The organism is Acinetobacter sp. 1424608, assembly GCF_000588255.1.
GTDB lineage: Bacteria > Pseudomonadota > Gammaproteobacteria > Pseudomonadales > Moraxellaceae > Acinetobacter > Acinetobacter nosocomialis.
In genome coordinates this window covers 78,878-91,557 of the sequence record NZ_JFXL01000006.1, presented here as the reverse complement: position 1 = coordinate 91,557, position 12,680 = coordinate 78,878, and the positions used below count along the sequence as shown (strand labels likewise).

The following is a 12,680-nucleotide window of genomic DNA, read 5'->3' as shown; positions in this document are numbered from 1 at the left end:
AAAAAAAGCATGAATCACTTACGCGATTCATGCTTTTTAGATGAATGAAATCTAAGCTGACTTCGAATCAATTACTTTTAAATCTGCCTTAGCAACACTTTCATGAGTTGCTGTTTCTTTAGGCTGGCGTTCTGGCTTATAAACAGGTTCAGCTTCACCATTAATCACTGCTTCATTAATGAAAACTGTTCCTACATCTGTACGACTTGGTAAGTCATACATTGTTTCAAGTAAAACATTTTCCAAAATCGAACGTAGACCACGAGCTCCGGTATTACGCTCAAGCGCTCGCTTAGCAACTGCACGTAAAGCTGAATCTTCAAATACAAGGTCAACATTTTCCATATTGAACAAGTATTGGTATTGACGAGTTAATGCATTTTTTGGTTCTGTCAAAATTTGCATTAATGCTTCTTCATCAAGCTCTTCAAGCGTTGCAATAACTGGTAAACGACCAATAAATTCTGGGATCAAACCAAATTTCACTAAGTCAGTTGGCTCAACTTGACGGAACAGTTCAGCAATTTTCTTGCTTTCATCTTTTTTCTTCACGTCAGCTGTAAAGCCAATTCCGCCTTTCTCTTGGCGTTGTTGTACAATTTTTTCCAGTCCAGCAAATGCACCACCACAAATAAATAAGATATTTGAGGTATCAATTTGAATGAACTCTTGCTGCGGATGTTTACGTCCACCTTGTGGTGGAATTGAAGCTACAGTACCTTCAATCATCTTAAGCAATGCTTGTTGTACACCTTCACCAGAAACGTCACGCGTAATCGAAGGATTTTCAGATTTACGTGTAATCTTGTCGATTTCATCGATATAGATAATGCCCTTTTGAGCTTTTTCTACATCGTAATCTGCTTTTTGCAAAAGCTTTTGTACAATATTTTCAACGTCTTCGCCGACATAACCCGCTTCAGTTAAAGTGGTCGCATCTGCCATCGCAAATGGAACATCTAACAAACGAGCCAATGTTTGAGCAAGTAATGTTTTACCTGAACCGGTAGGTCCAATCAGTAGAATGTTACTTTTAGCAATTTCCACATCTTTAGACACATGACCAGATTGCCCGACTTTCAAACGCTTATAATGGTTATAAACGGCAACAGATAATGTCTTTTTGGCAAGATCCTGACCAATCACATATTGATCAAGCGCAGCACGTATTTCATGTGGTTTTGGCAATGCCTTACTCGCCCAGTCACCTGCTTCAACCTGTTGGCTGGTTTGTACAAGGTCTAAGCAGACATCTACACACTCATTACAAATATATGCGTCCTCGCCCGCAATCAGTTTCCCGACTTCAGACTGCGTTTTACCGCAAAATGAACAATGTTTTTGTCCTTGAGGATGTTCGGACATATTCTCTCCACAAATAGAATCTTAAATATGAGGGCAAGCGATAGGGTTAAATGACTATATGGAGGCGTTTTCTAACAACTCAAGCCACTTAAAAACTCCCCTTATGGACGCTTACTTAATACCTGATCGACTAAGCCATATTCTTTTGCTGCTTGTGCAGTCATAAAGTTATCACGATCAGTATCACGAGCAATCGTGTCATAGTCTTGACCACTGTGTTCTGCCATCAAACGATTCAAGCGTTCTTTAATAAATAGAATTTCACGTGCGTGAATTTCAATGTCTGATGCCTGACCACGGAATCCACCTAATGGTTGGTGAATCATTACACGTGCATTTTCAAGGCAATAGCGTTTACCTTTAGCACCAGCATTTAATAAGAATGCGCCCATAGATGCAGCCTGCCCCATACAGTATGTCACTACATCAGGTTTGATAAATTGCATCGTGTCATAAATCGCCATACCAGCAGTGACTGAACCACCAGGCGAGTTAATATAAAGATGGATATCTTTATCTGGGTTTTCAGCTTCTAAGAACAACATTTGAGCAACAATCAAATTTGCCATGTTGTCTTCAACTTCACCAGTTAGAAAAATGACGCGCTCACGTAAAAGTCGTGAATAAATATCAAAAGAACGTTCGCCGCGAGAAGATTGTTCAACCACCACAGGAACTAAAGCATTTTCAATTGTTGGAACATACATACGTTATTTATTCCTAAATTTTTTGTGACTTAACCTATGGCAACAATATGCGGGATAATTTCTCAAATTGCAAAAGGTTCGCACTGAAATATTATATTATTTATACCTAAGTACTTAATGACGTACTCAAATTAACCACATACCTAAAAAATGAAAAAGGCGCCTAAAGCGCCTTTTCCTGACTTCTCAAAAGATTAGCCCATACGGCGAGCTTGTTGTTCTTTCAATAAATCTTCGTAAGATACTGCTTTGTCAGTCACTTTAGCAGCAGCTAAGATATGATCAACAACTTGATCTTCTAATACAACAGCTTCGATTTGAGCACGTTGTTGAGCATCATTTTTGAAGTATTCGATCACTTCAGTTGGATCTTCATAAGAAGAAGCCATGTCGTCGATGTAAGCATCAACACGTGACTGGTCAACTTCAAGTTTAGCATCAGCTAATACTTTGCTTACTAATACGCCAAGTTTAACAGAACGCTCTGCTTGTTCTTTGAACAATTCGTCAGGAAGCATGCTCTTGTCAAAAGATTGAGCACCAGCGCCACCAAATTGTTGAGTGAACTGTTGAACCATTTGTTGACGTTGACGGTCAATTTCTTGAGCAACCATTGCAGCTGGAACTTCAACTTCGTTGGCAGCAACAAGAGCATCAAATGCCGCTTGTTTAACTTGGTTACGTAAACCATTGCGAACTTCACGTTCCATGTTTTTACGAACGTCAGCTTTTAATTTTTCAATGCCTTCTTCTTCAGTAACACCGAAGATTTTTAAGAATTCAGCATCAATCTCTGGAAGTTTAGGTTTTTCAACTTGCTTCACAGTGATTTTGAATTGAGCTGCTTTACCAGCTAAGTTTTCAGCTTGGTAGTCTTCAGGGAAAGTCACATCAATTACTTTCTCTTCACCAGCTTTCATACCAATGATGCCGTCTTCGAAGCCAGGAATCATACGACCTGAACCTAACACAAGTTTAAAGTCTTCAGCAGAACCGCCTTCGAACTTCTCACCGTCGATAGAACCTTCGAAGTCAAAAGTCACTTGCATATCTTTTTTCGCCATACCCTTGGTCACAGCCCAAGTTTGACGTTGTTTTTGCAAGTTTTCGATCATAGTGTCGACGTCAGCATCTTTAATTTCAGCTGTTTTACGTTCAACTTCTAAGCCGTCAAATGCTTTTACTTCAACTTCAGGATAAACTTCTACAGTCGCTTCAAAAACTAAAGCATCTTCTTTATGTTCAACTTTCTCAATGTTCGGCATACCTACCGCATTGATTTTTTCTTGTTGAATTGCTTCAAATACGCTGTCACGAATGATGTCATTCACAACTTCTTGATAAATACTTGCACCGTATTCGCGACGAACAACGTTTGCAGGTACTTTGCCCGGACGGAAGCCGTTGATCTTCACAGTTTTGGCAGTGCGCTTCAAACGAGCTTCAAATTGCTCGTTAATACGGCTCGTCGGTACAGAAACATTTAAACGACGGGCAACGCCCGAAACCGCTTCAGTCGTTACTTGCATGGCTTCCTCGATAAAAATTAGTTAGTAGGAACAGTTTTTAAAAAAGTGCTGTATTATATGACAACTTTCAAGATATACAAAATTAACCGATCAGATCAGTAAATTGAAGGTGGTTTTTCCAGGAAATTTCACAATAATTTTATGATTTTTTAATTTTTTTTAATTCACCCTTAAGCCAAAGTAATTTTTTAGTTATTCTTCATAAATCTAAAATTACAATTAAATTTCATATTATTATCGATTTTATAAACAGTTAAGAATAATCAATCAATTAGAGAATTTTAGACACAAAAACCTATTAAATCTTTCATATTTTCTTCATAATCCTATCGGCAAATCCAATTAACACAAACTGTACATATAAATAAGAATTATTATTATTCGCATAACGTTTTGTATTTAAGTCCTGAAAGTCATGTCATTGATTAGAACACGTAAAAAAATTGTTTCATCTGCAATCGCTTCATCCCTTTCTATGATTGCAAGTACTGCAATGGCACAAGAAGCTGTTTCACAACTACCAACGATTCATACTAAAGCGACTCAAGAAGAATCTTTAAAGGTTGATCAATCAGCAAACTCTAAATTCGTTGCTCCGTTAAAAGACACACCAAAATCTGTTTCTATTCTTTCGCAAAAATTAATTAAAGATACAAACTCTAATACCCTACTCGAAGCGTTACGTTATGAACCTGGTATTACATTAGGTGCTGGTGAAGGCGGTACCCCGTTTACAGATATGCCTTACATTCGTGGTTATAGCGGTCAATCTTCTATTTATGTAGATGGTGTTCGTAATACAACTTCTCAGAATCGAGATATGTTTGCTATTGAGCAAGTTGAAGTCATTAAAGGCTCTTCTTCTGCTCTTGGTGGTGGTGGTAGCGTTGGGGGCAGTATTAACCTCATCCCTAAAGTTGCTCATGAAGGTGATGTATATCAAGGTAGTATTCAAAGCGGTACCGACAACTATCGTCATATTCAGTTAGATGCGAACAAAGATTTTGGTAATGGTATTGCTGGCCGTGTAGTAATTATGGGCCACGAAAATGAGAAAGCCGGCCAAAGTAATGGTGCCGAATATAAACGTGTAGGTATTGCTCCAAGTATTACTTTCGGCTTAGATACAGCAACACGCGGAACACTAAGCTACTATTATTTACGTAGCAATGATGAACCTGATGCAGGCATTCCTTTTAACAATGCAAACCCAGCAAAGCCTCCTGTTGGGGTTACAGTAACACCTGGTGGTGGTAAGCCTGTTGATGTAAAAGCTGGAACTTATTATGGTTGGAAAGCACGTGATTTTGACAAACGTGAAAACCATATCGGTACCTTTAAATTAGAACATGACTTTAATGAAAACCTGACATTATCGAATATAGCGACTTATAACAAATCTAAATCAGATTATGTTTATACCAATGCAGATGACTCAAAAGGTAACATTTATAGAGGTACGGTTGCTCGTCGTGCTTTAAGTCGTATTCTCGATACCGATGCATATAGTGATCAACTTTCCCTAAGAGGCAAATTTAATACTGGTTCATTAAAGCATTCTTTTAATGTTGGTACCGAGTGGAGCTTCCAAGAAACTGATCAAGGTGTACATACTTTTACTAATGCTGCTGGTGAAACCACTTCAACCATTTTGGACAGCAATATTCAAAACTGTACTTCAGCTGCTGCTGTGGCAAATGGCTGGTGTACGAGTTTAAATAATCCAGGCAATGGTGCCTTCACAGATAAGCGTGGATCTATCACAGCACAATCGACCACTCGTAGTCACAATGTAGGCATTTATGCTTTAGACAGTATTGAATTTAATCCACAATGGTTACTTAACTTAGGTGTGCGTTGGGATAAATTTGAAACTGAGAAAAAATATAATAAGGATGTAGATGGACGTACTCCTCATAAAGCTGGTGATAAATTAGAAAGCGATACAGACTACTTCTCTTACCAAGCTGGTTTAGTTTTTAAACCAACAGAAGATGGTAGTATTTATTTAAGCTATGCTACGTCAGCAAACCCAGTAGGTGTGCTTGCTGAGGGTGACACAGGTTCAGATTCTATTAGCGACTCAGGTACTGCAAGTGCGAGTGCAAATGCTCTCAAGCCAGAAGAAGCACGTACTTTCGAGTTAGGTACAAAATGGGACTTATTTAATAACCGTGCGAACTTAACAGCAGCAGTTTTCCGTACTGAAAAGCAAAATACTCGTATCCAAATCGACCCTAATACAACCGCCAATGCTGGTAAAAGTAAAGTTGATGGATTTGAAATTAGTCTGAATGGGAAAATTACCGATAAATGGGATGTTTCCACAGGCTATAGCTATTTAGATAGTGAAATCACCGAAGCTGCCTATAACGCAGTTGCTCAAGAAGGTAAACCATTACCATTTGTAGCGAAGAACAGCGCTACCCTATGGTCTACTTACCGAGTAATGCCTCAATTGACTCTAGGTGCTGGTGTTGAATATCGCGATCAAGTTTTTGTGAACACAACTGCTCCGAAATATCTGCCAACCTATACCATTTACAATGCTATGGCTAAATATGATGTTAATAAGAATGTGAATTTGCAGCTTAACATCAACAATATCTCTGATAAGCGCTATTTCACTAGTGCGCATGCAGCTCACTACGCATTTGAAGGTAATGGCCGTAATGCTGTCTTAGCGATTAACTTTAAATACTAAGGATTAATTCCATAATTTATTTATGGAATTAATTAAAGTTCATATAAAATAGCCTCGTCATGAGGCTATTTTTACAAATGAAGTATCTATTAAAAAGGTGTTTGCCGTGATTCATCATATCCCCAATGTTTTAAGCAAAGAGCAAGTTGCCGAGTTTCGTAAGCTCATGGAAGAAGCCAATTGGGTAGGTGGAAAAGTGACTGCTGGCACCTTGTCTGCTTCGGTGAAAAGAAATCAGCAACTCTCAGAACAAGACCCCCTTACCCATCATTTAAGTGATATCGTCATCAAAGCAATTTGGCAAAATCCTTTGTTTCAGGCCGCGGCCCTGCCTCACAAAATTATTCCACCGCTTTTTAATCGTTATGATGAACATGAAAGTTTTGGTTTTCATGTAGACAACTCAATTCGTCTTATTCGTGGTACAGCGGAACAAATTCGTACAGACCTATCATGTACATTATTTTTAAGTGAGCCGGATGAATATGAAGGTGGTGATCTGGTTATTGAAGATACCTATGGTTATCACGAAGTTAAATTACCTGCTGGTGACGTAGTTCTCTACCCATCTACCAGTCTACATGAAGTGAGTAGTATTACAGCAGGTACTCGTTTTGCTTCCTTTTTCTGGATTCAAAGTTTAGTACGTGACGATAGTAAACGGCATCTTTTATTTAGTTTAGATGAAAGTATTCGTGAACTCCGTAAATCACATGGTGATAGCTATTCTGAGGTCATGAAATTAACTAATATTTATCACAACCTAATCCGTATGTGGTCAGAGCTGTAACACTATTTATTTTTGCCTTATTTGGACTAATTAATTATTTTTATCTCAATAAGGCAAAACAATGAAAATTATTTTCGACAAAACATTAAACAACGCAAAATTAGAAAATTATTTTCTGAACACTGAAATTAAAATGAGTATAAGACTTTTGCACAACGTGTAATCATTGTTTAGATGTGATATATCTAAACAATAAGCATATTAGCAAACCACCAAACTTACTATTACATGGTCTATAGATGAAAACGAATCACTTGTTTGCCCAGCCTACTCAAGCAAGACATCATCTCGAACTCCTGATGCTGCGCCTCGCGCGCGTATAAATTTTTGTCTGCATTTTAGAGCAGACCTTTCTGAATTCCCTTTAATTTTTCTGTATTAGATACCATATATAACTGTAGAACGTTGCCTTTCATACGATACCTAGAGCAACCGTGCTACGAGATAAGGAGTTTTCTCATGATGTTGGCTGACCCTAGCAAAAAATACCGCCGTATGTACCAGCGAGTCGATTTACCAGATCGCCAATGGCCAAATAACGAAATTACAAAAGCGCCAATCTGGATGAGCACGGATTTACGTGATGGTAACCAAGCAATTTTTGAACCGATGAACATGGAACAAAAATTCAAAATGTTCAAAATGCTTGTAAAAATCGGTTTTAAACATATTGAAATCGGTTTCCCGTCTGCATCTCAAATTGACTTCGATTTTACTCGTATGTTGATCGAAGAAAATCATATACCTGATGATGTATACATTGAAGTATTGGTTCAGGCACGTGACCATTTAATTGAGCGTACCTTCGAAGCTTTAGCAGGTGCTAAGCGCGCAATTGTGCATATTTATAACTCTAACTCTCCAACCTTCCGTCAAAAAGTGTTGAATGTAGATGTAAATGGCGCAAAACAGTTGGCAGTGAATGCAGCTCAGAAAGTAAAAGAATATGCTGCACAATATCCTGAAACTGACTGGATTTTCCAGTACAGTCCAGAATGTTTCTCTGCAACTGAATTAGAAGTAGCGAAAGAAGTCTGTGATGCGGTTACAGAAATTTGGGATGCACGCCCAGATCATAAAGTTATTTTGAACTTACCTGCGACTGTAGAAGTTTCTACGCCAAATGTTTATGCAGACCAAATCGAATGGATGCATCGTAATTTGGCACGTCGTGATGGTGTGATTATTTCCGTTCACTGTCACAATGACCGTGGCTGTGGTATTGCCGCATCAGAACTTGCCATTATGGCGGGTGCCGACCGTGTTGAAGGTTGTGTGTTTGGTAATGGTGAGCGTACAGGTAACGTTGACGTTGCAGCAATTGCATTGAACATGTACACCCAAGGTGTAGCGCCAGAGTTAGATTTCTCTAATATTAATGAAGTCATTGCAACGGTTGAAGAATGTACTGGTTTGCCTGTACACCCTCGTCATCCATATGCAGGTGACTTGGTATTTACTGCATTCTCTGGTTCGCATCAAGATGCAATCAAAAAAGGCTTTGAATACCAGAAAAACGAAGAAATCTGGGATATGCCTTACTTACCAATCGACCCGAAAGATTTGGGCCGCGACTATGATGCTGTCATTCGTGTAAATAGTCAGTCTGGTAAAGGTGGTATCGCTTACTTATTAGAATCAAACTATAACGTTGTATTGCCTCGTCGCTTACAAATCGAATTTAGTCAGGTTGTTCAACAATATACTGATGAAAATGGTACAGAGATTAGTGCTAAACAAATCTGGACTTTATTTAAAGACACGTATGTTGAAGTGAAAAACCACCATTACACGGTCAAAAACTATAAGTTATCTGACATTAATGGTACTCAAATTATTGAACTTGAGATTGATGTTGAAGGTGAAACTCAACAATTACGTGGCGAAGGTAATGGTCCAATCTCTGCATTCTTAAATGCACTTCAATTACCAATTGACGTATTGAACTACGAAGAACGTAGTATTAGTTCAGGTGCAAATGCCAAAGCATTAACCTTAATTGAACTTCAAGTGAAAGGTACAGGTAGAGGCTCATTTGGTGCAGGTGTTCACGACAACACAGTCACTTCATCTATTGAAGCCATTATTGCATGTACCAACCGTTTGATTGATCAAGGTGTTTTAAGTACAGATCAGGTTGTTGCTGCCGCTGTTTAATTAAAAAAAAGACTTTGGAAAGGATACCTAGCTTGGTATCCTTTCTTTTTATTCCTGAAAGATTTAAAAGGCGAAATGTTCCCGTGTCTTTTCCAGCTGACTCAGTGGGGTTAGTCACTCCGCAAAAGTTCCAATTTGAAGAACCCTTACATCTTGAATGTGGCCGTGTTTTACCGCGCTTTGAGTTAATGGTTGAAACTTACGGCACTTTAAATGCAGATAAATCAAATGCGATTTTAATCTGCCATGCCCTTTCCGGACATCATCATGCAGCGGGTTATCACCATGAAGATGATAAAAAAGCTGGATGGTGGGATAGCTGTATTGGCCCGGGTAAGGCAATCGACACAAATAAATTTTTTGTAGTTGCACTCAACAATATTGGTGGATGTAGCGGATCGACCGGTCCAACTTCACCAAACCCTGAAAATGACAATCGCCCTTATGGACCAGATTTCCCATTAGTAACGGTACGCGACTGGGTTAAAACTCAAGCCATGCTTTCTGATCGTTTAGGAGTAAGCGTTTGGTATGCAGTCGTTGGCGGTTCATTAGGGGGCATGCAAGCACTACAATGGTCGGTAGATTACCCTGACCGTTTACAAAAATGTGTCGTTATTGCCAGTGCGCCAAAGCTTTCAGCACAAAATATTGCGTTTAACGAAGTGGCACGTCAGTCAATTCTGTCTGACCCGGACTTCCATCATGGTCGTTATTTGGAAAATGATAGCTATCCAAAACGTGGTTTGATTTTGGCTCGTATGGTCGGCCATATTACCTATCTTTCCGAAGAAGCCATGAAACAAAAATTTGGTCGTGATTTAAAGTCCGGCAAGTTTATGTACGGTTTTGATGTCGAGTTTCAAGTTGAAAGTTATCTGCGTTATCAAGGTGAACAGTTTAGCCGTAACTTTGATGCCAATACTTATCTAATTATGACCAAAGCTTTGGATTACTTTGATCCTTCGCGTGAGTACGGCCACTCGCTTACAGAAGCGATGAGTAAGACCAAATGTCAGTTCCTGATTGTCTCATTCACCACTGACTGGCGTTTTGCACCAAGCCGTTCACAAGAAATTGTAGATGCACTCATTACCAATCATAAGCCGGTAAGTTACCTCGATATTGATGCTGAACAAGGTCATGACTCGTTTTTATTCCCGATTCCACTGTATGTCAAAACACTGCGCGCTTTCTTAGGCGGTGAAGAACATTTAAAATCGACATCACTGGAGGCAAGCTAATGCGTATTGATCAACAACTGGCAGAAAAGTGGATTAAACCCGGCTCTAGCGTACTCGATTTAGGGTGTGGTGACGGTGAATTACTCGCTCATATGAGCCAAAAGCATCAAATTCGTGCTTATGGTTTAGAAATTGATCAAGAAAAGATTGCAATTGCCGTCAGTCGCGGGTTAAATATTATTCAACAAGATTTGAATCTCGGTTTGAGCCGTTTTGCCGACCAGTCTTTTGACTATGTGGTTATGGCACAGGCTTTGCAAGCCGTAGATGCACCCGATGTTTTATTAAGAGACATGGTGCGTGTGGGTAAACAGGCTATTATTACTTTTCCAAACTTTGCGCATTGGAAGACTCGCTCTTTTCTAGCATTAAAAGGAATGATGCCTGTATCGGATGCTCTACCATATATGTGGTATAACACCCCCAACATTCATTTATGTACGTTTAAAGATTTCGAAGCACTATGTGCGGAAAATCAAATACAAATTATTAATCGACTCGCCGTCAATGGAAACCAGCAGGGAAGCCTGTTAAGCAAACATGTTCCGAATTTGTTTGGTGAAGTCGCTATTTATCGAGTGAGTGCACTATGAAAAAGACATTATTTAGCACACTAATTGCAGGACTGCTAAGTATGCAGGCTCATGCAGATTATATCGCCCAGCCACAATCGGTTGCGAGCCAGGCTGCGCGCTTCTCCACAATGGGGATTCATGACCTTCAAAAAGCGGCTCAAGCGGGTCAGGCTGGCGCACAATTTTATCTTGGAACACGTTATCAATACGGTAAAGACGTAGCAAAAGACGATAAACAAGCTTTTACTTGGTTCAAAGCTGCTGCTGACCAAGGCCTTTCACCTGCGCAATTAAATGTTGGCCGTATGTACGCCGATGGTATTGGCGTTAAGAAAGATGAGTCTATGGCTCGTAAGTATTTCGAAAAAGCGGCAAGTAACGGCGATAACCGTGCAAGCTATAACCTTGCGATGATGGAAGAGCAAAAGAAAAACTACGTAGGTGCTTACCAGTGGTATGAGCTTTCAACTCGTGATGGTATGCTCGACAATAAAGTAATTAGCTTATCTGAAGGTAAAAAGACGGCTCTTGCTGCAAACTTAACTCAAGAGCAAATCCGTATGGCACGTGACCGCGCGGATAAATGGATTCAAGCACAATAATAATCCAGCTTATAGTTACTCGACTAAAACCACCTTATATCACCTATAAGGTGGTTTTAGTTTTTAAGCTTCTAATTTTATATTCTATTTGTTTTGCTCTATATCCCCTTTCAAAAAACACGTAACATAGCTCACGTTCAATATTGGTTATAAAGTTTGGTTATCTTATGTCTACCCCACATTGGTTTGAGCAGGGCTCTTTAGTCCTTGCAAGTAATAACAAAGGTAAAGTCGCAGAGTTTGAAAAACTTTTTGAACAGCTTAAGTTACCTGTAGAAATTATTCCTCAAGGTCGCCTTAATATTCCCGACGCCATTGAAGACGGCCTAAGCTTTATTGAAAATGCCATTATTAAAGCACGTCATGCCTCTAAAATTTCAGGGAAACCTGCTATGGCTGATGACTCAGGTATTTGTGTTCCCGTTTTAGGTGGTGCACCTGGTATTTATTCAGCACGCTATGCTGGAGAACATGGTGACGATGCAGCGAATAATGCCAAGTTATTAAATGATCTTTTGCCATTTCGTAAAAATGGAGAAGTGATTGAAGGCATGTTCGTATGTGTGCTTGCTTTAGTGACTCATGCGGAAGATCCATTACCACAAATTTTCCAAGGCATTTGGCATGGTGAAATTTTAGAAGCGCCACGCGGTGAAAATGGTTTTGGTTATGACCCACTGTTCTGGTTACCAGAGCTACAAGTTTCTAGCGCTGAGTTGTCTAAAGAAGAAAAAAATAAGATTAGTCATCGTGGGCAAGCGATGCAGTTATTTAGAGAGAGCTTGCAGAAGTAAAACTTTTATAGCATTTATTTATTTTAACGTTAAAGCCATTTGCTATCGTGCTAGGCGACATGAATGTCGCCCGTCGAACTGCGACATCAAGGATGTGTCGTCAGTTCGACAAATGGTTTTGTTACTTTTGACGAAACAAAAGTAAATATTGCCTATATACACAAAACAAGCATATAACCACTATTAAAAGGCAGTCTGATCTAAACATCTTAC

General features: G+C 39.3%; 10 protein-coding genes. 7 read left to right on the top strand and 3 right to left on the bottom strand.

Annotation, left to right across the window (positions count from 1 at the left end; genetic code table 11):
* Positions 1-51 precede the first annotated feature (51 nt).
* From clpX to tig, 3 genes are all read right to left on the bottom strand, one after another.
* Positions 52-1,365, bottom strand: coding sequence for an ATP-dependent Clp protease ATP-binding subunit ClpX (gene clpX, locus J678_RS12350; RefSeq protein WP_002053318.1), 1,314 nt, complete (start codon positions 1,363-1,365; stop codon positions 52-54).
* Between the two features lie 101 nt (positions 1,366-1,466).
* Positions 1,467-2,072: an ATP-dependent Clp endopeptidase proteolytic subunit ClpP gene (gene clpP, locus J678_RS12345; RefSeq protein ID WP_000289452.1), complete on the bottom strand. Its 606-nt coding sequence runs from the start codon at positions 2,070-2,072 to the stop codon at positions 1,467-1,469.
* A gap of 194 nt (positions 2,073-2,266) precedes the next feature.
* Positions 2,267-3,601, bottom strand: a complete 1,335-nt coding sequence (gene tig, locus J678_RS12340; protein WP_002053278.1) for a trigger factor — start codon at positions 3,599-3,601, stop codon at positions 2,267-2,269.
* 415 nt (positions 3,602-4,016) lie between these two features.
* Here tig and J678_RS12335 point away from each other — a divergent pair, with 415 nt between their 5' ends.
* From J678_RS12335 to rdgB, 7 genes are all read left to right on the top strand, one after another.
* Positions 4,017-6,305 carry a TonB-dependent receptor gene (locus J678_RS12335; RefSeq protein ID WP_017393930.1) on the top strand — a complete coding sequence of 763 codons (2,289 nt, stop codon included), beginning with the start codon at positions 4,017-4,019 and terminating at the stop codon, positions 6,303-6,305.
* A gap of 106 nt (positions 6,306-6,411) precedes the next feature.
* The gene (locus tag J678_RS12330) at positions 6,412-7,095 is read left to right on the top strand and encodes a Fe2+-dependent dioxygenase (protein ID WP_017393931.1); all 684 of its coding nucleotides are present in this window, start codon (positions 6,412-6,414) and stop codon (positions 7,093-7,095) included.
* A gap of 459 nt (positions 7,096-7,554) precedes the next feature.
* Complete coding sequence (gene leuA / locus J678_RS12325; protein ID WP_000978841.1) at positions 7,555-9,252, top strand: 2-isopropylmalate synthase; 1,698 nt, start codon at positions 7,555-7,557, stop codon at positions 9,250-9,252.
* A gap of 83 nt (positions 9,253-9,335) precedes the next feature.
* A complete protein-coding gene (metX, locus tag J678_RS12320; RefSeq protein WP_002053295.1) occupies positions 9,336-10,496 on the top strand; it encodes a homoserine O-succinyltransferase MetX in 1,161 nt (386 codons plus the stop codon).
* Entirely contained in the window at positions 10,496-11,089 is a 594-nt protein-coding gene (metW, locus tag J678_RS12315; RefSeq protein WP_001217230.1) for a methionine biosynthesis protein MetW, read from the top strand. The genes metX and metW overlap by 1 nt, the downstream gene beginning before the upstream one ends.
* Positions 11,086-11,673: a tetratricopeptide repeat protein gene (locus tag J678_RS12310; protein WP_000751694.1), complete on the top strand. Its 588-nt coding sequence runs from the start codon at positions 11,086-11,088 to the stop codon at positions 11,671-11,673. Before metW ends, J678_RS12310 begins: the two co-directional genes overlap by 4 nt.
* A gap of 167 nt (positions 11,674-11,840) precedes the next feature.
* Complete coding sequence (gene rdgB, locus J678_RS12305) at positions 11,841-12,467, top strand: RdgB/HAM1 family non-canonical purine NTP pyrophosphatase (RefSeq protein WP_017393932.1); 627 nt, start codon at positions 11,841-11,843, stop codon at positions 12,465-12,467.
* Positions 12,468-12,680 lie beyond the last annotated feature (213 nt).